Below are 21,824 nucleotides of genomic sequence, written 5' to 3'. Positions count from 1 at the left end.
AGATATTATTTATCTAGACCATTTGTCAATAAATTTTTCATTTAGCCTGATAAAATCTTTGTTCTTTGCTTTCTTAGATAATTCTAAAGACTTTTTTGCAGCATTGACGGCTTCGGTTTTTCGGTTGAGATCTGCGAGAATAAGTGCTTCTCTATATACTTGGAAAAACAGTGGCTTTTCGGACTTAGTTGCTTTTTGAATATAAACTAGTGCTTTGTCCAGATCTTTTCCTGTTTCATGTAAATAGAGTGCTGCTTGAAAATAATCAAAATTAGATGGTCCAGCTAATGTCTTTTCTATATTAGCCATCGCTTTAGTGTGCGTATTTAGTTTTATAGGTATGGCAATTTTACTTTGATCCCAAGCTATTACTAGATCGGTACTGTTTAGTGTGATTTCATCAAAGTATATTAGTAAAGTTTCCTGTGAGTCTTTTAGTTTCTCTGATCTTACCTGAAAACTAGCAGTAGGTTCTTTTTCTACATATGTGTTCCAGTTTCCAGATTGATAGGTGTATAAATTTACATCCCAATATTCAGAGTTAGGTTTGGTTAAAATTGCATAAGATCCTTTTTTCACTTCGGTGTTCTGAATTGTTAGATCTTCACTAAAAGTAACTTTTGTGGTGGCGTTTGCGCCAGTTCTCCATAACTCTCCGAAGGGGATAATTCCATTTTCTCCAAAAATAACTCTATCTCTTTTACTAGGTCTGGAATATTGAATCTCTATATCCGCTAAGCCAACAGTTTGAGTTGTTTTTGATAATGGACTTAATGCCGGAATTGAAAGTTGGGCATTAGTAGTAGTTACAGTGAGTAATACACTGATGAAAAATATTTTGAACATAATTTTTAATTTAATAATATTAGAGATTTGAGAAGTATTCTTTGGGAGTTGTACCCATTAGATCTTTAAAAGATTTGTTGAAGGTGGTTTTTGAGTTAAAGCCTGCTTCTTGAGCTAAACCAAAAAAGGTCATATTTTTCGCTTGATCCGTCTTTGCTAAATCGATAAATTCTTTTATGCGATAATAATTTACGTATTCGAAAAAATTCATTCCGATACGCTCATTAAGTAAACGAGCTATTTCTGGGTTGCTTACACCTAACATTTCCGCTAATTCTGATTTAAGTAGTTTCCTGTTTAGATACGGTTTTTTCTCAATCATTAAATGATCTAATTGCGATTTTAAATCATCTAATTGGTTATGTGATAATTTGGATTGCACGTATTTTTTGGGTTTTATGATATTCGAAACCTTAAATAAATCAGGTTCTTTCATCCCGTAAAAAGTGATAAATAAAATAATTAGGGCAATACTGATCCAGATTACTTGCCAACTTACTCGATTGAATAATTCATAATCCAATAGCCAATTAAGAAACATTAGAAACCAGCAAAGTAAACATATACCAATAGCAATTAGAAAATTTAGAAAAAATTGAGATTTGATATAATAGCTTATCTCATTCTGAATATCTTTTTTAAATTTTAGGAATATCATTAGACTTTTGATCCAATAAGTAATATTAAAAGCCAATCCTATTGCAATAAAAATCAGTGTGATTCTAAATTGAAGTCCACTTTGAATTCTAATTTTTAAGATATCATCAGAGGGAATAATAAAAGCTATAGTTACCCCAAGATTGTATATTACAGCTGGTAGGTAATGCAGTAATTCTTTCTTTGAAAAAGGTTTGTTCAATAAGCTGGACCTCGTAAATAGATAAATAGTAGCTCCGAATAACAAAGTAGAAAACTCAGAAAAAGTAACCCATCGATAATTATCACCAAAGAACCCTGATATGTATAAAACCCGACCCGTAAGTCCAATGGAAAGGACAAGTACTAGGAATGCTATATATTTATTAATTGTCTTTCTCTTTTTTGGAGAAAATACATAAATAAAAAGCAAAAATAGGCTTTGAAAATACCCAAAATAAACAAGTTGATTCAGGAATGATTGCATAGAAGCTTGATCTTTTCGGCTTTAATATACTAGTTTAAAACAAATTGATTTACATGCAACACACCATTGTGATCCATTTTTAGATTTTCTTTATAAAAAGCATCGAACTCTTCTTTAGAATTCCATTGGGTAATGACAAGTAAATCAGGATTGTGATAATAACCTAATGGTGATTTTCCATTAGTAAGTTCCAAGATTTTTGTTCCTCCTTTGGATTTTGTTTTTTGTTGCCAAAGAGCTATAAATTTTTCAAATGGTGTATCATCTTTCTTCCAATATGAAGTTGCTACGGTATATTTATTTTTATCAATTTTAAAAGAGATGTCATTTGGCATTTCATAGTAGGTTAAGTTAAATACAGACCATAAATCTCTTCGTTGTTGATGAAAATCTGGCACTATTCCTTCAATTTCTGAAAGAAACTCTTCCCTGTTTTTGAGATCTTTCCACTTACCCAAAATAAAACTAGTAGGTTGAATATTTCCTTGAATTGTTTTGCTGATCTTAAAACCTGGTAATGGTTGAAATGTTTTTTTTATCCCAACTGGAAAAATCGTTTTCTTATACCTTTCGAAATTTTGTTTGGTATCCGGTTTAGTAGTTAATAATAGAATATCTAGAATTTCTCCTTTTTTAAAAGAGAAAGATTTAATATCTGATTGTGCAAAGAGACTGGTTGTCAATAAAAATGTTATCAAAAACAAAATATGATTTTTAAATGGCGTTGTCATTTGTCAAATTTTAAAGATTTATAATTTTATTGACAAATGTAGAGGCTTCACTAAATAATTAGTAAAATCAGGGGTTAAGAAAGATACGGATACGGTATACGAACCAATTAATGCATATGATTAGCATAAATCTCTTCAATTTCATCAGAAAGTATTCTTTGTTTTTCAGAAAAATTATTTGCGAGCCAAATCATAGAAGAAACAATTGTTTTTGGATGTATGGATCGATACTTTTTAAGTGAACCGATTAACAAGGGATTGATCAATTTCATTAAAAGTTTGAAAAAAGATTCTCCACTTCTCTTTTCTTTTCTTTTGCCACCAATTAATGAAGGCTGTAAAATATGAACTTTGGGTATTTTAAAATCTAATACTTTTTCTTCCATTTCACCTTTAGTGCGATTGTAGAATATTTTGCTTTTAGGATCTGCTCCTAAAGCAGAAATCACAATAAATGTCTTTATCTGGTTTTGTTCACATAGTTCGGCTGCTGTCACAGGAATACCATAGTCTATAGAACGGTATAATCTTTTATCAGGAGTTTTGGCATTAGTGGTTCCAATACAACAAAATACTTCGTCTCCATGAAAATCATTGTTGCAGGATGCTAATTGTAGCATGTTGACTAAGTGTTCCTCAATTTTAGGATGTGATATACCAATAGATTTTCTTGAAAATAATTTTATCCTTTCATAACGAGTATCCGTAAGTAATTGATTAAGGAGCATCGTTCCTGTCAAGCCAGTAGCACCAAGTATAATTGCTGTTTTGCCCATTTATTATTGATTTTTTGTAAATATAATGAGCATACTATCATATAACTTTAAAGCACTATGAATACTCGTGATTGTTTACATAGCACAATGCGCATGAAAACGTGCTTTTTTAAAAAGAATTAAGAAATATTATGATAATCTTCTGTAGGATATACTCCAAATAGTGTTATTTCTGCTCTAACATTACTGCACTTTCTGGAGTACAATTTTCATTTCCATCATCCTCTGTAAACACAAGATTAACCGAAGCCTTATCCTTACTTTGAGCGTCAATCTGTAAAATAATATCAAAACCTTGTTTCGTATCCTTGTATTTATCTACTTCTACGGATTTTCCATTATGACTTATTGCGAATGGCTCGTTCTTGGCTTTTACGATTGTGGCTCTACCTCCAACAGTTTTATTACAAGAACCATTACTGTAGGTTAATGTATATTGTATCGAAGTATCTGAAATCCATTGAATGGAAAGATTTTGACTAAAATTACCTCCATTTTTTTTGGAATTCTCTCCTTTTTTTGCGGAACTAGTTCCTTGTATAGAATACGTTCTTGGATTCGAGTTGTCTGTAGTAGTAACATCACTTACATTTTCAGAATTCGTAATATTATTACTAACAGTAGTATCGTTTGGAGATTTGCTTTCTGATTTACAGCAAATTAAAGCGAATAGAAATAGCAGGGCGTAATTTTTCATCAGTATTCTTTATTAATTAGTTCAATTTGATAGGGTCTTAATAAGGCAAGATAGGATTTTTATTTGATAAATCTAAATCGTAAAGATAGAAACCATTGCGTTACAACTATTAATTTTACAATATTTTTATAAATAGATCATTCCATATGTCTAAAAAGTACATCGATAAAAGCGGTTTCTATTATTTTTGTATTGTGATGAAATTGAATAGCGATAGAAAGATCATACACGTGGATATGGATGCTTTTTATGCTTCTGTAGAACAGATGGATAATCCTGAATTAAAAGGTAAACCATTAGCTGTTGGTGGCGGAGGTAAAAGAGGCGTAGTTAGTGCTGCTAGTTATGAAGCACGAAAATTTGGTGTTCGATCTGCAATGCCTGGGTTTACGGCAAAAAAATTGTGTCCGGATTTATTGTTTGTGAGACCAAGATTTGATAGGTATCAAGAAATTTCGAAACAAATTCGAAAGATCTTCTTTGAGTATACTGATTTAGTAGAGCCACTATCTTTGGATGAAGCTTATTTGGATGTAACTACAAATAAAAAGGGTAATCCCAGTGCTTCATTAATAGCCCAAGAAATAAGACAACGAATTTTTGATGAAGTTGGTCTAACAGCATCTGCTGGAATCTCAATCAATAAATTTATTGCTAAGGTAGCTAGTGATTATAACAAACCCAATGGGCAAAAAACTGTAAATCCAGAAGAAGTTTTAGAATTTTTAGAAAACTTGGACGTAAAAAAGTTTTATGGAGTAGGTAAGGTAACTCAGGCTAAGATGTATCAAATGGGAATTTATACGGGTAAAGACTTAAAGGCTAAGTCTGAGGAATTTTTGGTGGAACATTTTGGAAAATCTGGAGGACATTATTATCGTATTGTTAGGGGAATTCATTTAAGTGAAGTAAAACCTAATAGAGAAAGAAAATCACTTGCTGCGGAGAGAACTTTTAGTGAGAACATTTCTTCTGAAATATATATGCTAGAAAGGCTAGAAAATATCGCAGAAGAACTTCAAAAAAGGTTACAAAGAAGTAAGGTAGCAGGTAGAACAGTTACTTTAAAAATTAAGTATAGCGATTTTATTTTACAAACAAGAAGCAAGACATTACCCTATTATGTAAGTGATGCAGCAATATTATTAGAAACAGCTAAAGAATTGTTGTATCAAGAAAAAATGAGAGATTCTGTAAGACTATTAGGAATTTCATTATCAAACCTGAATACATCTAGCGGTCAGAAAAAGAAAGAAAAGGAACTAAAGGAGTTTGAAGTAATACAACTGAAATTCGATTTTTAAATAAAAAAAAGCCAGTTGAATTACTGACTTTTTAATCTTTTTTATAGTTGAACAATAAGAGTTCTTATTCGTACATGTAAGTAAATGTTCCTTCAGTGATGGTGAAATCAATGGGTGATGAAGGGTCAGAAGTTCCATCTGCTGTGGTAAATGAGAAAGTTCCGGTTACAATCTTTGTTGAGGTATTTACCTCTGTGATCTCAATGGTACCATTTCTTGTGGATTCATCTATTTCATTTGTAAGGTCTAAGAAGTCAATAAAATGAGAAGGAGTGGTGTCGAAAATTTCCGGCCCCGTTTCATAAGTGCCAACTACGATATCACTCTTTTTTAACCAGATTTTGATTTCTCTAGCACCAACAAGACCTCCTTGTCGACCAATTAGTAATACAAAGTCTTCTTCTGGAAAGTAGTTAAAAATTGTTGTACTCGATGGTTCATTATTTCCGAAAGGATTATTAGCTAGGAAATCTTCTCCGTTAACTTTTGCTGTCATTGCATAACTAGAGTTCTCCTCCGCATCGTCATCTGAGGAACAAGATAAGATAGCTAACATTGCAAGGATAAGTAGAGTGAATCTGATTTTCATAAAGTTTTTTAGTAATTGGTTATGATAAATGTATGCTCAAAAATAATTTTAAACTATACGTTAGTATCATTAGCGATTAAAATGTTACTGTCAATTGGTTTTTTTTAGCTTTAAAGTTTCGGTTTGTTTAGATCTTGCATAATATTTCAGCAGCACGTTTCAAAGTATCGTCTGTTTTGGCAAAACAAAAACGTAATACTTTGTCATCTTGTTGGTTAAGATTAAAAACAGACACAGGAATGGAGGCAATTTTATAGTCTTTAGTTAATCTTTCAGAAAAAATAACATCTCTTTCGTTTGTAATCGAACTATAATTTAATAATTGAAAATAAGTCCCAGAAGCGGGCGTAAATGTAAATTTTGATTCTTCGATGAGAGATAAAAACAAATCTCTTTTACTTTGGTAAAAACTCGGCAATTCTAGGTAGTTTTTTGGTGTTTTAAGATATTCTGCCAAAGCATATTGCATTGGGTGATTACTACAAAAGACATTGAATTGATGAACTTTTCTAAATGCTGACATAAGATCTTTTGGAGCTAAACAATATCCCATTTTCCAGCCAGTTGTATGAAATGTTTTTCCAAATGATGCGGTTATAAAAGAACGCATTCTTAAATCTGAAAATCTTGCGGCACTCTGATGCTCGTTGTGATCAAAGATGATATGTTCATAGACTTCATCACTTAATAGAATGATATCAGTTCCTTTAAGCAGTTCTTCTAATTGGAGCATATCTTTTTTAGACAAAATGGTTCCCGACGGATTATGAGGAGTGTTTATAATAACCATCTTTGTTTTAGAAGTAATTTTAGAAGCTACTTCTTTCCAATTAATGCTAAAATTTGGAGCTGATAATTGAATTGGCACTACCACTCCTCCAAATAATTCTATGGACGGTTCGTAAGAATCATATGCAGGTTTAAAAACAATGACTTCATCTTCAGGTTTTATAAAAGCGGCAATGATCGTAAATATTGCCTGAGTCGCACCAGAAGTAACCGTTACCTCTGTTTCTGGATGGTAAGTACTGCCGTATAAACCATTAGTCTTTTCTGCAATAATACCTCTTAAGGATAATAGACCAGGCATCGGAGCGTATTGGTTATATCCTTTTTGCATAGCTTTAGTAACCAGGCTGGTAAGTTTATGGTCTGCTTCAAAATTCGGAAAACCTTGTGATAGATTAATGGCTTTATACTCATTTGCCATTTTACTCATAATAGTAAAAATGGTAGTAGTAACATTAGGGAGTTTAGTAGGTATGTTTTTCATCTGCAAATCAAAAGGTGAAGGTATAAAAAAATGAAAAATTTAGATACCTAACATCAAGAGTGTAATTTGCAGAAGATTAATTTCTTTTCTTACCGCTGGTTTCGAATCTAACTTTAACAATATTCTAAAGATATATCTAATCTAATTCGTAGTTCTAATTGTGTTAAAATATACTTTTTGATTAAGACTTGATTATTATTTGTTTAAAGTTACGACTATATTTCAAACGATTTCGTAATGAATACTGAACAAAATTTCGAATCTATTTTAAATTCATTATAAATACTGCATTCCTGTATCAAAATGTTGTTAAAAAGATGTTTGAGCCTTATTTTTGCTAATCAAAAATTTTAAACATTCTTTATAATGAGTGGATTGATAAAATCTTCAATAGCTAGAAAGGTTGCGATGGCACTTTCGGGACTTTTCTTAGTATTTTTCTTATTACAACATTTTACCATCAATTTTACTTCTATTTTTAGCCCAGACACATTCAATGAGTTGTCTCATTTTATGGGTACAAATCCAGTGGTTCAGTTTGCTTTGCAACCAGTGTTAATTTTTGGAGTAGTTTTCCATTTTATAATGGGATTTGTTCTTGAGTTAAAAAATAGAAATGCAAGAGCAGTTAAATATGCAAAGTATAGTGGTGGAGCTAATTCTTCTTGGATGTCTAGAAATATGATCCTTTCGGGATTAGTGATTTTAGCTTTCTTAGGGTTACATTTCTATGATTTTTGGATTCCTGAAATGGTTCATAAATATGTAGAATTTGCACCAGAAGATCCTACTCGCTATTATCATGAATTGCTAGAAAAATTTGTAAGTCCGGTTAGGACTGGATTATATGTACTTTCATTTGTGTTTTTAGCATTGCATTTGTGGCATGGATTTGCTTCTTCATTCCAATCAGTTGGATTTAACAATAGGTTTTCTGTTGGAGCAACTAAGTTTGCTAAAGTATTCGCTGTTGTAATTCCGTTAGGTTTTATCATCATTTCTTTAGTACTTCATTTTAATCATAATCATTAAAAACCACTACTATGTCAATTTTAGACTCTAAAATACCAGAAGGTCCACTGGCAGATAAGTGGACAAAACATAAAAATACAATCAACCTGGTAAATCCTGCCAATAAACGTAATATCGATGTTATTGTTGTAGGTACTGGACTAGCAGGAGGAAGTGCCGCTGCAACTTTAGCGGAACTAGGATATAATGTAAAGACATTTTGTTATCAGGATTCTCCAAGACGTGCACACTCCATTGCAGCGCAAGGAGGTATCAATGCTGCAAAAAATTATCAAGGAGATGGAGATTCTAATTATCGTCTTTTTTATGATACCATAAAAGGAGGTGATTATAGATCTCGAGAAGCAAATGTATATAGATTAGCAGAAGTTTCTGCGAATATCATAGATCAGTGTGTGGCACAAGGAGTTCCTTTTGCCAGAGAATATGGAGGTTTGTTAGATAACAGATCGTTTGGTGGAGTACTTGTTTCTCGAACATTTTATGCTAAAGGACAAACGGGACAGCAACTTTTATTAGGAGCTTATTCTGCGATGAACCGCCAAATAAATAGAGGAAAAATACAAGCATTTAATCGTCATGAAATGCTTGACCTTGTTAAAATAGATGGTAAAGCAAGAGGAATTATAGCAAGGAATCTTGTAACAGGAGAGATAGAACGTCATTCTGCACATGCGGTTGTATTGGCCACAGGAGGATATGGAAATGTATTCTTTTTAAGTACAAATGCAATGGGTAGTAATGTAATGGCTGCTTGGAGAGCACATAGAAGAGGTGCTTTCTTTGCAAATCCTTGTTATACTCAAATTCACCCGACTTGTATTCCAGTTTCAGGAGATCATCAATCTAAATTAACATTGATGTCAGAATCTCTTCGTAACGATGGAAGAATTTGGGTTCCAAAGAGAAAAGAAGATGCAGAAGCGATACGAGCAGGTAAATTAAAACCAACACAATTATCTGAAGAGGAAAGAGACTATTACTTAGAGCGTAGATATCCTGCTTTTGGTAATTTAGTGCCTCGTGATGTTGCTTCTAGGGCTGCCAAGGAAAGATGTGACGCTGGTTTTGGAGTAAATAAAACTGGAGAAGCTGTATACCTTGATTTTGCCTCTGCAATACAACGATATGGTAAAGAAAAAGCATTGACTTCTGGAATTCATAATCCAACTGCTCAACAAATTTTGGAATTTGGAGAAAAGGTTATCGAGAATAAGTACGGTAACTTATTCCAGATGTATGAAAAAATCGTTGATGAGAATCCTTATAAAACTCCAATGATGATTTATCCAGCTGTACATTATACAATGGGAGGCCTTTGGGTAGATTATAATCTGCAAACTACGGTTCCTGGTTGTTATGCAGCTGGAGAAGCTAATTTTTCTGATCACGGAGCAAATAGACTAGGAGCATCTGCATTAATGCAAGGTCTTGCAGATGGTTATTTTGTATTACCATATACAATAGGAGACTATCTTTCTCATGATATTAGAACTGGTAAAATTCCAACGGATACACCAGAATTTGATCAGGCGGAGAAAGATGTAAAGGAAAGAATTGAAAAATTAATGTCTGGATCAGGAGAACATTCTGTAGATTATTACCACAAAAAGTTAGGTAAAATCATGTGGAACAAATGTGGAATGTCTCGTAATGAAAGTGGACTAAAAGAAGCGATTGAGGAAATATCTGCCTTAAGAGCGGATTTCTGGAAAAATGTAAAAGTACCAGGTACGGCAGATGGTTTAAATCAGGAATTAGAAAAAGCAGGTAGAGTTGCTGATTTCTTAGAACTGGGAGAATTATTTGCTAAAGATGCTTTGGATAGAAATGAATCTTGTGGAGGACATTTTAGAGAGGAATCTGTAGAACAGTCTGGTGAACAAAAAGGAGAGGCATTAAGAGATGATAAAAACTTTAAGTACGTATCTGCTTGGGAATATAAAGGAGAACCAAAAGACGCTGTACTTCATAAGGAAGATCTTGTATTTGAAAATATTGAATTAAAAACACGTTCTTATAAATAATAAAAAAGCTATGAATCTTACATTAAAAATATGGCGTCAAAAAGACGCTCAATCTAAAGGAAAGATAGTAGAATATCCAATTTCAGGTATTGAAGGAGACATGTCTTTTTTAGAAATGCTAGACGTGTTAAATGAAGAGTTAATCAATAAAGGAGAAGAGCCTGTAGTATTTGATCACGATTGTAGAGAAGGTATTTGTGGATCTTGTTCTTTACAGATTAATGGAGAACCACACGGACCAGATCGTTTGATTACGACTTGTCAACTGCATATGAGAAAGTTTAATGATGGTGATACGATCTTTATTGAGCCATTTAGAGCTAATGCTTTTCCAGTGATAAAGGATCTTATGGTAGATAGAAGTGCTTTTGATAGAATTCAACATGCGGGTGGATATATCTCTGTAAATACTTCAGGAAATACAATTGATGCTAATGCTATTCCGGTTAATAAAGAAAATGCAGATGATGCGTTTGCAGCAGCTACTTGTATTGGATGTGGTGCTTGTGTAGCAGCCTGTAAAAATGCTTCTGCAATGTTGTTTACTTCGGCAAAAGTCTCTCAGTATGCATTATTACCACAAGGACAGGTTGAGGCCACTGAGCGTGTCTTGGCAATGGTAAATCAAATGGATGAAGAAGGGTTTGGTAACTGTACTAATACGGGTGCATGTGAAATCGAATGTCCGAAAGGAATATCTTTAGAGAATATTGCACGTATGAATCGTGAATATTTAAAAGCAAGTGTGAAAGGATAAATTTCAGTCATACAAACATAAAAAAATCCCAAATCAGAAGAGATTTGGGATTTTTTTGTTTCAAGGTGTAATTTTTTGTGGTAACATTTTTATCATTAATGACATTAACTAATAGTAAAGGAAAAGTTCTGGATGGTACACAAATAGTTAAATGACTATTACAAGAGCTTTTTATTAGCTATTTTTAATTAGAAATATCAAAAACAAATATGATGAGAAGAACCGTTTTATTAGCCTTAATAGCTTTAGTAACCTGTAGTGTGGGAGCGCAAAATCGTATTGATAGAAGTACACTAACACCAATTGACCTATTATTTAGACCGCTAGAGTATAAAGAAAGAGATAGACCAGGAGAAATTGAAAATGTTGATCTAGAAGGAGCAATAGGATCTCCTTATGAGGATAAAGTTTTTAGACAAGGAGAGCTGGTAGACTTAAGATTTGAGAAAAAAGTAGTTGGAATGTTCGTAAGGTACAATGTGTACTCTAATGAAGTTGAGCTAGTGAAACATCCGGAGAGCAAAAATATAAATGCAATGATCAAAGCGGATAAAGTTTATGCTAAAATTGGTGCTAAAGAATATCATTACAAAGAATACCAAGATGCTAATAATGATCTTAAGAAAGGATATTTAATAAAGCTGAGATGTAATGCAAAAATCAATGTGTATAAAGAGGTTATAAAAACTTTTGTACATCCAAAAGTAGCGCAAACATCATATCATAAAAACGAACCAGCTAAATTTATGGATACTGAGAAGTATTATATGGAAATTGATGGAAAGTTGGTGCATATTAAAATGAATAAGAGGAAAATTGTAAAATCATTCCCTGGTAAGCAAAGTGAGTTAAAAGACTATATCAGTAAAGAAGGATTAAAATTTAAAGAAGAAGTGGATTTGGTTAGATTAGTTGCATACTACGACACCTTATAAAAATTATTTTTTGTTAAACGCTAGAGAACTCCAAACTTACATTGGTTTGGAGTTTTTTAATTCCTAAATAATTGCCTCATGATAAGAATATTACTTTGTTTAATAGCACTCTTTACAATATGTGTAGGGTGCGGCAAAAAAGATGAAATCAATCAAGATTTTATTGAAGAAGTTGCTTCCTTACGATCAGATAATGAAAGAAGAGTGTTTTTGGAAGAAATACGTATTTCTAATCAAAAGTCGAGAAATAATATAATACATATCGAGTCTGTTTATGGTTATAATAGTAAAGAGAGATCAAAAGCACTCCAGGAAAAAATCATAGCCGATAAGATTAACTTACAAAAAATAGAACTGTACTTAGAAAAGTATGGACATCCATCTGCCGAAATACATGGAGAACTAGCAGCTAAAACTCCATATATCATCTTATATCATTGTAGTAACCTAGAATCGAAACAGAAAAACTTCGAATATTTATATAAAGCATATAAGAAAGGGGATTTAAGAGCTAATAGTTTTGCTATGTTTTTAAGTAGTTATTACAATGATCAATTCGATGAAAAATATTACCTGCCTTAGTAACTATAATGACACATTGCTTTTCTTTTGAAGTTATTATAGTAAACTATAAATGAACTTCAAGCCATATATTGTACAAAAAATAGTAATTTTCTTTATATTAATTTTAGTTTTCAGCGGTTGTAAAGAAGCACGTGTCTCTTCTGAAAAAGATTTTGCAAAAGAAGTAAAAAGCTTAAGTACTATTGATCTCCAAAAAGAATTTCTGGAGGAAATATATAAAACCGACCAAGAAACTAGAAATGCATTGAATGATGCTAGACTCACATATGGATATGATAGTGCTGAAAAAAAAGAGGTACAACAAATAATGGTGAATAATGATCGAAATAATTTTCAAAAGATAGAATTGTACCTACAAAAATACGGACACCCAAGTATAGCCGAACATGGAGAGAAAGCGTCTAGAGCACCTTGGATTGTAATTCATCATACCGGCGATATAACATCCAAAGAAAGAAATTTCACCTATTTATACGAAGCATACAGAAAAGGAAACCTAGAATCTGGTAGTTTTTCCTTGTATCTTGAAAGATTACATCGCACAAAATTTGGTAATCGATTTACTTTGCCCAACCCATATAGAGAGGAACAATTGATTGACTCACTGATAACAAGACTTGATTTGGTGGCTAAAGAGTATTAAGTTTAGATTTCTATTTCTTCCATAATTTTTCCTCTACAACCGTTTTTAACACTTGATCTCGGTAATTTCTACTTAACGGAATAGAGGTATTCCGAATTTGAATTTCATGGCTAATTACAGTATCAATTTTTGTAATAGCTATAATATATGATTTGTGAACTCTAATAAAATGTTGCGGATTTAATTTTTCTTCAATGTCTTTTAGGTTTAGTAATGTGATATGTTTTCCTTTGGTAGTATGAATGGCCACATAATTCTGTAGACCTTGTATATAAAGGATGTCGTTACAATATATTTTTTCGTATTTATGTTCGCATTTAACAAAGAAGTAAGAATCTTCGGTATCCTTTTTATTAGACTTTAAAATAAATTGTTCTTTAGCCTTTTGTACAGCTTGTACAAACCGATCAAATGTGATAGGCTTTAATAGGTAATCCAAAACATTTAGACGAAATCCTTCTATTGCATAGCTTGGGTATGCTGTGGTGATAATTACCATGGGTAAGTTTTTAGTAATTTTCAAAAAATCTATACCACTCATTTTAGACATCTGAATGTCTAAGAATATCAAATCGATCGTCTGTTGATCCAATATTTCCGACAATTCTAAGGGGTTTTCGCAAGTGTCAACGATCGTTAAAAAATCAACTTCTTTTGCATAATTAGAAAGTCCTTCTCTAGCTAATGGTTCATCATCAACAATAACTGTTTTTATCATAGTGTTTTTTTTATGAAACCATATTTCTGTTTTGTGCCACCTGATCGTTCATAATCAACTCTTCTAAGGTAATTCTTAAGCTAATACTAAATCGGGTTTTGTGATAATCAATTTTTAAATCATATTTTTTTGGATATAGTAAATCTAACCTTCTGGTTACATTTTCTAGTCCAATTCCGCCGTAAGTTGAAGTCTTTTCAAAGTTATTTTTGTTCTCAATACTATTATTAACATAAAAATGTAGGCAATTATCATTGGCTAATTGCGCTCTTATTTCAATCCAATTAAGCATATCTTTAGAATTAGACACGTGCTTAAAAGCATTTTCTACAAAAGTGACTAGAATAAAGGGGGCGATTCCCATTGGGATTTTATTGGCTAGATGTACAGAAAGATCAATCTTTAGGTTTTTATTTCTCCTTAACTTTTCTAAGGCTACAAAATTTTCTAAATAGCTGATTTCTTGATCAAATGGAATGAGCTGTTCATTACATTCATATAGTTGATATCGAAGTAAATCCGAAAACTTGGCTAAAGCAGTAGAAGCTTCACTAGGCGCTTTATGAATTAAAAAAAATATAGAATTGATAGTGTTGAATAAAAAATGAGGGTTGAACTGATGTTTTAAAAATTTAAGTTCTGTAGTTAATTTTTCATGCTCTAATAACTGCTGCTTTTGTTGATTTACCAATGAGTTTTTAGCAAGTTTTATACATAATCCAAGTAATAATGTTCCAGAAGTAGCGGGTAAAATTTCTGAAGTAAGCGTATGAAAATAAGTCTCTCCTTTTTCTTCGTTAAAAACGCAAAAGTAATCCAAAGGTTCTCCAATGATAAAGGCACTCAAAAAATAGCTGCCAAACATAATGCAACTTATGACTCCTATCCATATTACTAGCGATATAATATATGTTGTTAATTTTCCTTTGTAGAGGTATTTAGGCAGTAATACATAAAGATTAAAATATGTGGCCAAAGTATGTACCACCACGTAAAACAGAAATATGACATACCTAGGTGAAAAAAACATAGCTTTGTATGCTACGGACAAGCTTAGTTCAACGACACCCCAAGAAAAGAAGTAAAAACTCCAAAATACGAAATGGTAGATTTTATAAGTAAAAAACCAGTTTTCCTTTATTTTTTCTAGAGGTAGCATGGTTTTAAGATATAAAAAAAGGAATTAATTTATACGATCATTTTATCAAATACCGCTTTTTTTTGATCAAATACATCTTCTATGGTGTAACGGGTGGTTTTTCATATTTAATCAGTAATACATTGGCCAAAATAGCTTGGTTTAGTAGTTTGTCAAAAGCTTACTTCCACTCATCAAAACTCTTTTGACAATAAGGTTAAATAGGGTTGCTTTACTATTCAATTAACATCTTACTGTTATGAACTTTAGTAAAACAAAAGACAAATCATCAATTGATAAAAAGGGTTATGTGGATATATCTAAGATTAGACTTTATCTTATGAAAGGTCTATATCTACTTACTTTTTTGACGCTAGGTTATAGTTCTTGGTCCGAAATCCTATATCCGAGTGAACAATGGGGTCCATATGATGGAGTTACGTATAGTTTTTGGGCGTCTTATGCAGTGCTGATGGGAGTAGGTATAAAATATCCATTAAAAATGCTACCCTTATTGCTACTGCAACTATTCTACAAATCGGTTTTCTTTTTTGGAGTATACATTCCGTTATGGGTATCGGGCAGTCTTCCAGAGACTTTTAAAGGTTTTTTAAAACCATTTGCTATAGGAATCCCGATAGATCTTTTGGTGATTCCCTGGATATATGTTTACAAAGCTTATTTCAAAAATCTATTCAAATTCAATTAGGGTATCACTTCAAAATATCAATTTCATCAATCATATTATTAAAATTTAAAGTTATGAATACAACTTATATCAATGAAACTAATACCATATGGTCTCAAAAGATGCTACATATTAGTGCTAGAGTTTGGTTCATTATCGCAGTATTCGGACAATGGATTTTTGCATTTTATGTAACTACGTTTTACGGAACGGCGGCAATCGAAGATAATTATCAGAAATGGAACGAAGTACTTCCACATGGCTATACGGAAGGAGCTACGATTAGTAATGTTGTAGTGGGTATTCATTTGCTGTTTGCTGTGATTATTATCATAGGTGGTCCACTACAATTTATTGATAAGATTAGAATGAGAGCACGGTCTTTTCATCGGTGGAATGGAAAAATATACCTTGTTACCACATTTATTGCTGGTTTTAGTGGAATTTATATGATCTTGTCCAAAGGTTCTGTTACAGGTTGGATTAGTGATATAAGTGTAAGTTTTAATGGGATTCTAATGATGATTTTTGCTGTATTTGCATGGAGAACAGCTTTACAAAAAAACTTTGTATCTCATAATCGTTGGGTATTACGTTTGTTTCTTGCTGTAAATGGAGTGTGGTTTTTTAGGATAGGGTTGATGTTGTGGTTATTTATCCATGGAAAACCAGTAGGGTTTGATCCAGAAACTTTTAGAGGTCCATTTATTACTTTTTTAGGATTTGGTCAGTATCTGATTCCATTAGGAATTCTTGAAATCTATTTGAAGGTTAAGGATAGAAAAATACCGTTAGAGCAGTGGAGTATGACCATGGTTCTATTTATTTCTATAATAGCAACAAGTGTTGGTGTTTTTGCAGCCACGGTTGGTATGTGGTTGCCAAGATTATAATATATTAAGAGTTATATAAATCATGAGTGAAATCATATTGTAATGATTCATTTACTTTGGTAGAAGCAATTATTTTTCCTTTAGAAGAAGATTCAAAATCATATTCAGGTATGGGTAAGTTCATTTGCTTACAAATAGTACTGTAGTATTCGGACTTTTTAGGATGATCTGGATAAGACGCATTAAAAATTTGATCCCATTGATCCATTTCAATTATTTTTTGGATAACGCCAATGCAATCTTCTCTATGGATGAGGTTTACTGGAGCTAATGGATTCTGAATGTTTTTTCTTTTAGATAGCATCGTTGCAGGGTGTCTTCTACTGTCAAACAAACCTGCGAAACGAAGTATAGTAGCTTTGAAACTAGGATGATTTCTTAATAGTTTTTCGGTTTCAATAAGTTGTTTTCCAGCATTTTTTGTAGCATTAGGAATAGTGTCGGATGTGATTTCTGGAAATCCTTCTTCATCTGTATACACAGAAGTTGAACTTATAAAGAGAACTTTTTCTACTCCTGATGTTATGATGTAAGGAATTATATGTTCAATTTTAGCTACAAAATTACTTTCTGGGTTTCTTCTTAAACCAGGAGGAATATTAATAATTAAGATTTCACTGTTTTCTAAAAATAATGCTTTCTGGTTTTCTGACTTAGTTTCTTTTAATTCAACAATGTAAGGGTCGATACCAGAGTTTTTTAAAATGTCTAATTTATCAACTGAGGTAGTTGATCCTTTAATAGTATCTCCATTCGCAATAAGACGCTTTGCCAACGGTAATCCTAACCATCCTGTACCTAGAATACTAATCTGCTTATTCATATAATATCTTATAATTCTGCGGCTAAGTTAGTGCGGATACTACTAGAATCCATAGTTTTTTCTACATATTCTAATCTTATTGTCTTTTTAATTGTAATAGCATCGTTTAATACAAAAGGTTTAGGGATCATGTTTTCTGATCTTTTCTGTATCGAGAACAACTCACTTTCTAGCAAATCATAGGAAGATTCGTATAACACGATCTCAGGAACGGAGTCTTTATGAAATTCCATTCTAAGTTCTAACGGCTCATTATCTCTTAGATGATACGTTAGTAGCCGGTTTCCTGTGCGTTTTGTAAAGGAATTATGAATCGTGCCATCCTTGTTTATAATATCTTTTGTGGTTACTCCATTGGCATATAAACTTTGAAACTCAAATGATTCACGTATGAAGAGATCCATCCTGTTTACATCTCGTTGAGGGCGAATACAAATGTCTAAGATTCGTTTTTCTCCTGCAATACTGTCAAAAGATGTTTCTGCCTTAGAAGATTGGATATCTTTTAATGGAGCCTGATTTACATAATTAAATGCACTACTATACTTGCTTTCGATGGTGTTTTTGTTCCAATCTTTAGCTAAGTTTTTGAGGCGATCAATGTAATTTTTGGTCCAAGAGTCCAGTGTATGATCATAGGAGGTCCAATATGCTTTCTGCTGATCTTCGTGTAAAACGTAAATAAGGCTATTTGGCTTTTGTCTTTCCTTTGTAAAGTTCGATTTAAAATGTGCTATCCCAATACAAGTTAATGCTGCTAAAAAACTAATAGTTCCTAAAAGACTCTTTTTAGAATAAAACCCTATAACAGGTATTATTAGTGTACATAGAAAAACGGTTAAAACAGAGGAAATAAAAGCTATTTTTAAGCCTAAGGCTACAGGAAAAGAAGCTATAAAAGGTGAAATTAAGAAAATAGACGGCAAACTTAATAGTAACATCAAAAAAGGAAAAGGCCTCTTTTGGTTAATAAGTACAAACTGACAAACTAAACAAAAGAGCACAGGAATGATAAAGTAACTTGCGCCTTGAAGATAAATACTAGCTCCAGTACAAATAATTAGCCAGAAAAATAAAGGTGCAACCAGTAAACTGGGCAATGCTTCTACCTTATCAAATATGCTATACACTTTAAAGAAGGCTGCTGTTCCTAATAATACGGTTGCGGCAATGTAATAATATCCATTGTAGGGAAAACCATGTAAAATGTCATTATATCCAGGATATATAATTAAGGCTACTTTCCAAAGTCCAAAACCTAGGACACCTGCCAATCCTGAAGATATTAAAAATGCTAAAAACCCGCTACCAACTTCACTAAAAGAGATACGCTTTTTGGATCTTCCATAAATGATAAAACCAATAAACAAAATGATAGCAACACCTAATAAAGGGTAGATCCAATCAAAAGGATACTTGATTATTTTAAATATAGGCGTGTTGAAATATAAATAGTCTTGTTCCGAGGTAAAGTCGTTGATATTGGATTTAGAAAAGTAAGATAGTAAAGGCATGAGATAACTGCCCTGATGTTGTAGAGTGTTTAGATCAAGATTTTGCCAAGTGTCATTGGCAGTATGGTAGTCGAAATGGTCATCTATAAAAGCAAAATTGTAACCAGGAGTGTTTCCGTGTTTTCTAAAAACGGTAAGATCTGTATCGTTAGGAAGCAATTTATAAATACTATATGCTAATGAATTAGTAACGGGAAATTGAGGATCTGCTTTGATAAATTCATCAATCATTTTACCATTTTTGCTATTGGTTTCTAGAAGCATATATGAGTTTCCTCCACTTCCTCTTGCTTCAAAATTTAGAACCAAACCTGCATCTTTTGCCCATGGATGTTCCGATACAAACAAATCCGCTCCATTTAATCCTAGTTCTTCTCCATCAGTGATGCAAATCACAATATCATTTATAGGTGCTTGTTTTGTATATAAAAATGCTCGAATTCCTTCTAAAATTGTTGCTACACCACTTCCAGCATCACTGGCGCCGTAAGATGAATGTTGACTGCTGTCATAGTGTGATAATAAAACCAATGATTTTCCTGGGTTCGAACCTTTGATTTTGGCAACTATATTTTGGGGCTTACTCATGGTTCCTCTATCACCAATCGAAAAGCCTTCTTGGATTTGTGGAGATAAGCCTAATTTTTTTAATTCTTCAATAATGTAGTTTTTTGCTTGATCATGTCCTGGACTTCCTATATAATGAGGGTTTTGGGAAATGTTTTTTACATGTTCTAAAGCTCTTAATGTAGAAAATTCTTGTTCTGGTGTATCTAAATCCGAAATTGTTTGGGGCATACTGCTGTAAAAGGTATACCAAATCGAAAAAAGTATGGATATGAATGTTAATACTGCAAGAATTTTTTTCATCAGTTTGTTGCTTATTTAGTTAGTTGAGTCGTAAATATTTGAAATTTAAATGTTTAAGAGTGTTTTTTTAAGGTTGTAATAATTGAAATTGCTATTATTTTTATCAAAATGATTCTTATCTTCTTCATTTCAACACTATTTTTTCAAGATTATTCTTGTTTAGTGTCTTTTTTTGAGAAAAAATCAATTTTTGTTAGAAAATTCATGTTGATAAAGGTAATAAAATAACATTTTAGAATCTTTAATGTTAAAATGATATTGAATAACTAATGTAAAATGACTATATTTAAGATTCACTAAATCACTATAATTATGGGAATTATAAGTTTTCAGGGCGCGAGAACCAAAGTTAAAAGACAAGACAATACTCCGATTAAGGTATCAGATTACATGACCAGGAATTTGATCACTTTTTCTCCTAAACAATCTGTTTTAGAGGTTATGGAAACCTTGGTAAAAAATAAAATTTCGGGAGGACCAGTAGTTAATGAACGTAATGAATTGTTAGGTATTATTTCTGAAGGGGATTGTATCAAGCAATTAAATGAGAGTCGTTATTACAATATGCCTATAGATGATGCTCAAGTGGAGCGATTCATGGCTAAAAATGTTGAAACTATTGATGGGAACATTAGTATTTTTGATGCTGCAAATAAATTTTTGGAAACAAAAAGAAGACGATTTCCTATTATTGAAGATGGTAAATTAGTAGGTCAAATTAGTCAAAAAGATGTAATGAAAGCGGCTTTAAAAATGAATAGTCAACATTGGAGAGATTTATAATACTATTTGTTTTTAGGATTTAACGCTTTTACAAGATCAGTAATTATTAGTTTTTCTTGTTGGTTTCCGGATATATATAAACTTTTGGAAGAATATCGATCAAAGTTATGTTCAGATTCTTTCCAATTACCGATACCTAATACTGTTACTTTTTCACCTATTTCGATGATTCCTTCTTTGTATCGAAGACTTTTGTTAAACCCTAAAAATCCAGTACTTTTTCTACCGTGCTTATGTAAATACTTTTCTAAAAACTCGGGAGCATCTTTCCATGTTCCTGAGGTAAATTCTGCATCTTGATTTAGATACGTCGTTTTATGAGATTTAGGGGTTTCTGCCATCACAATAGCTTTATCTCCTTCACTTTCAATAATGAAGTTTTGAAACTTTTCTTCTTTGATTATAGTGCGCCAAGAACTGCTTTTTCCATTGCTTCTTTTTTCTTCTATCTGTATTTTGTAATACACACATTTTCTTTGGCTTAATGGTGATAAAAGAGCCTCTTCAATTGGAAAAGCTTCTCCCTTAATTTTTATGTATTCACCTTCTTTACATAGTTGAATTCTTTTAAAAGAGTGCTCTTTTAATTTTCGGAGCATTCTATTTTTCTTACTGTATATCTGAGATATAAGAATGACAACGATAAAGGCTATTAAAAAAATAAAAATGAAACCACCTTTTCCAATATCTAGCTGTAAAGAATGAAGAAAATACATATTAACTGTTCCTTTTTACTAATGCGTAATATTCGTTTTCTAATGGAAGATATCCTTGATCGTAAACAAAATAATATACCGTTCCTGCTTTTGTAGTGTATATACTAGTGAAAAATTGAAAATCGAAACCTTTAGAAATTAGTTTTGATTTCGTAGTTTTTGTTTTTTCTTTAGGATTTAGTTCTTCTAGTATTCTATAGTTTTTTCTAAGACGATTATTGATGTTTCTTACCAAGTTTTTACTGTCTTTATTGAGTTTGTTGTTATAAGCATTTCTACAATAATCACTACAGAATTTTTTGTCTGCTCTACCAATAATTTTTTCACCACATTCTGGACAGTCTTTTTGCATGTTCTTTTGTT

General features: G+C 32.1%; 23 protein-coding genes. 10 read left to right on the top strand and 13 right to left on the bottom strand.

What is annotated here, in order from left to right; all coding sequences use genetic code 11:
• Positions 1–9 precede the first annotated feature (9 nt).
• From ACWNT5_RS03430 to ACWNT5_RS03410, 5 genes are all read right to left on the bottom strand, one after another.
• Entirely contained in the window at positions 10–846 is an 837-nt protein-coding gene (locus ACWNT5_RS03430) for a DUF2911 domain-containing protein (RefSeq protein WP_299604419.1), read from the bottom strand.
• A 19-nt stretch (positions 847–865) separates the two neighbouring features.
• Positions 866–1,969 carry an AraC family transcriptional regulator gene (locus ACWNT5_RS03425; protein WP_299604416.1) on the bottom strand — a complete coding sequence of 368 codons (1,104 nt, stop codon included), beginning with the start codon at positions 1,967–1,969 and terminating at the stop codon, positions 866–868.
• Between the two features lie 29 nt (positions 1,970–1,998).
• Positions 1,999–2,700: a hypothetical protein gene (locus ACWNT5_RS03420; protein ID WP_456516614.1), complete on the bottom strand. Its 702-nt coding sequence runs from the start codon at positions 2,698–2,700 to the stop codon at positions 1,999–2,001.
• A gap of 107 nt (positions 2,701–2,807) precedes the next feature.
• Entirely contained in the window at positions 2,808–3,476 is a 669-nt protein-coding gene (locus ACWNT5_RS03415; RefSeq protein WP_299604412.1) for an NAD(P)H-binding protein, read from the bottom strand.
• A gap of 166 nt (positions 3,477–3,642) precedes the next feature.
• Positions 3,643–4,173, bottom strand: coding sequence for a hypothetical protein (locus ACWNT5_RS03410; RefSeq protein WP_299604410.1), 531 nt, complete (start codon positions 4,171–4,173; stop codon positions 3,643–3,645).
• 197 nt (positions 4,174–4,370) lie between these two features.
• Between ACWNT5_RS03410 and dinB the strand changes: the two genes are divergently transcribed.
• Positions 4,371–5,477, top strand: coding sequence for a DNA polymerase IV (gene dinB / locus ACWNT5_RS03405; protein ID WP_299604675.1), 1,107 nt, complete (start codon positions 4,371–4,373; stop codon positions 5,475–5,477).
• A gap of 64 nt (positions 5,478–5,541) precedes the next feature.
• On the opposite strand, the gene ACWNT5_RS03400 is transcribed toward dinB, so the two are convergent.
• Positions 5,542–6,066 (bottom strand): hypothetical protein, encoded by a 525-nt coding sequence (locus ACWNT5_RS03400; RefSeq protein WP_456516613.1) that lies wholly within the window; start codon positions 6,064–6,066, stop codon positions 5,542–5,544.
• A 127-nt stretch (positions 6,067–6,193) separates the two neighbouring features.
• Positions 6,194–7,339, bottom strand: a complete 1,146-nt coding sequence (locus ACWNT5_RS03395; protein WP_456516612.1) for a methionine aminotransferase — start codon at positions 7,337–7,339, stop codon at positions 6,194–6,196.
• 366 nt (positions 7,340–7,705) lie between these two features.
• Between ACWNT5_RS03395 and ACWNT5_RS03390 the strand changes: the two genes are divergently transcribed.
• From ACWNT5_RS03390 to ACWNT5_RS03365, 6 genes are all read left to right on the top strand, one after another.
• Positions 7,706–8,371: a succinate dehydrogenase cytochrome b subunit gene (locus tag ACWNT5_RS03390; RefSeq protein WP_299604403.1), complete on the top strand. Its 666-nt coding sequence runs from the start codon at positions 7,706–7,708 to the stop codon at positions 8,369–8,371.
• A gap of 11 nt (positions 8,372–8,382) precedes the next feature.
• Complete coding sequence (locus ACWNT5_RS03385) at positions 8,383–10,398, top strand: fumarate reductase/succinate dehydrogenase flavoprotein subunit (RefSeq protein ID WP_299894357.1); 2,016 nt, start codon at positions 8,383–8,385, stop codon at positions 10,396–10,398.
• A 10-nt stretch (positions 10,399–10,408) separates the two neighbouring features.
• Positions 10,409–11,155: a succinate dehydrogenase/fumarate reductase iron-sulfur subunit gene (locus tag ACWNT5_RS03380; RefSeq protein ID WP_299894360.1), complete on the top strand. Its 747-nt coding sequence runs from the start codon at positions 10,409–10,411 to the stop codon at positions 11,153–11,155.
• A gap of 212 nt (positions 11,156–11,367) precedes the next feature.
• Positions 11,368–12,090 (top strand): hypothetical protein, encoded by a 723-nt coding sequence (locus ACWNT5_RS03375; RefSeq protein WP_299604395.1) that lies wholly within the window; start codon positions 11,368–11,370, stop codon positions 12,088–12,090.
• 78 nt (positions 12,091–12,168) lie between these two features.
• The gene (locus ACWNT5_RS03370) at positions 12,169–12,672 is read left to right on the top strand and encodes a hypothetical protein (RefSeq protein ID WP_456516611.1); all 504 of its coding nucleotides are present in this window, start codon (positions 12,169–12,171) and stop codon (positions 12,670–12,672) included.
• 52 nt (positions 12,673–12,724) lie between these two features.
• Positions 12,725–13,318 carry a hypothetical protein gene (locus ACWNT5_RS03365; RefSeq protein WP_456516610.1) on the top strand — a complete coding sequence of 198 codons (594 nt, stop codon included), beginning with the start codon at positions 12,725–12,727 and terminating at the stop codon, positions 13,316–13,318.
• A gap of 10 nt (positions 13,319–13,328) precedes the next feature.
• On the opposite strand, the gene ACWNT5_RS03360 is transcribed toward ACWNT5_RS03365, so the two are convergent.
• Positions 13,329–14,036 (bottom strand): LytR/AlgR family response regulator transcription factor, encoded by a 708-nt coding sequence (locus ACWNT5_RS03360; protein ID WP_456516609.1) that lies wholly within the window; start codon positions 14,034–14,036, stop codon positions 13,329–13,331.
• A 10-nt stretch (positions 14,037–14,046) separates the two neighbouring features.
• Complete coding sequence (locus tag ACWNT5_RS03355) at positions 14,047–14,901, bottom strand: sensor histidine kinase (RefSeq protein WP_456516608.1); 855 nt, start codon at positions 14,899–14,901, stop codon at positions 14,047–14,049.
• Between the two features lie 532 nt (positions 14,902–15,433).
• Between ACWNT5_RS03355 and ACWNT5_RS03350 the strand changes: the two genes are divergently transcribed.
• A complete protein-coding gene (locus ACWNT5_RS03350; RefSeq protein ID WP_456516607.1) occupies positions 15,434–15,883 on the top strand; it encodes a hypothetical protein in 450 nt (149 codons plus the stop codon).
• Between the two features lie 53 nt (positions 15,884–15,936).
• The gene (locus ACWNT5_RS03345; protein ID WP_456516606.1) at positions 15,937–16,755 is read left to right on the top strand and encodes a DUF2306 domain-containing protein; all 819 of its coding nucleotides are present in this window, start codon (positions 15,937–15,939) and stop codon (positions 16,753–16,755) included.
• A 4-nt stretch (positions 16,756–16,759) separates the two neighbouring features.
• Here the strand turns inward: ACWNT5_RS03345 and ACWNT5_RS03340 are convergent, their stop codons facing one another.
• Both ACWNT5_RS03340 and ACWNT5_RS03335 read right to left on the bottom strand, forming a co-directional pair.
• Complete coding sequence (locus tag ACWNT5_RS03340; RefSeq protein WP_456516605.1) at positions 16,760–17,578, bottom strand: cupin; 819 nt, start codon at positions 17,576–17,578, stop codon at positions 16,760–16,762.
• 8 nt (positions 17,579–17,586) lie between these two features.
• Positions 17,587–19,962 carry a M28 family peptidase gene (locus tag ACWNT5_RS03335; RefSeq protein ID WP_456516604.1) on the bottom strand — a complete coding sequence of 792 codons (2,376 nt, stop codon included), beginning with the start codon at positions 19,960–19,962 and terminating at the stop codon, positions 17,587–17,589.
• 312 nt (positions 19,963–20,274) lie between these two features.
• Here ACWNT5_RS03335 and ACWNT5_RS03330 point away from each other — a divergent pair, with 312 nt between their 5' ends.
• Positions 20,275–20,745 (top strand): CBS domain-containing protein, encoded by a 471-nt coding sequence (locus ACWNT5_RS03330; RefSeq protein WP_299604373.1) that lies wholly within the window; start codon positions 20,275–20,277, stop codon positions 20,743–20,745.
• Positions 20,746–20,747: 2 nt separating this feature from the next.
• Here ACWNT5_RS03330 and ACWNT5_RS03325 read toward each other — a convergent pair whose 3' ends face one another.
• Positions 20,748–21,461 carry a hypothetical protein gene (locus tag ACWNT5_RS03325; RefSeq protein ID WP_456516603.1) on the bottom strand — a complete coding sequence of 238 codons (714 nt, stop codon included), beginning with the start codon at positions 21,459–21,461 and terminating at the stop codon, positions 20,748–20,750.
• Between the two features lies 1 nt (position 21,462).
• Positions 21,463–21,813, bottom strand: coding sequence for a hypothetical protein (locus ACWNT5_RS03320; RefSeq protein ID WP_299894392.1), 351 nt, complete (start codon positions 21,811–21,813; stop codon positions 21,463–21,465).
• Positions 21,814–21,824: the final 11 nt, after the last annotated feature.

The organism is Aquimarina sp. 433 (assembly GCF_054054605.1).
Note: the sequence above shows the minus strand (reverse complement) of the source record. Positions and strands in the feature narration are given on the sequence as shown.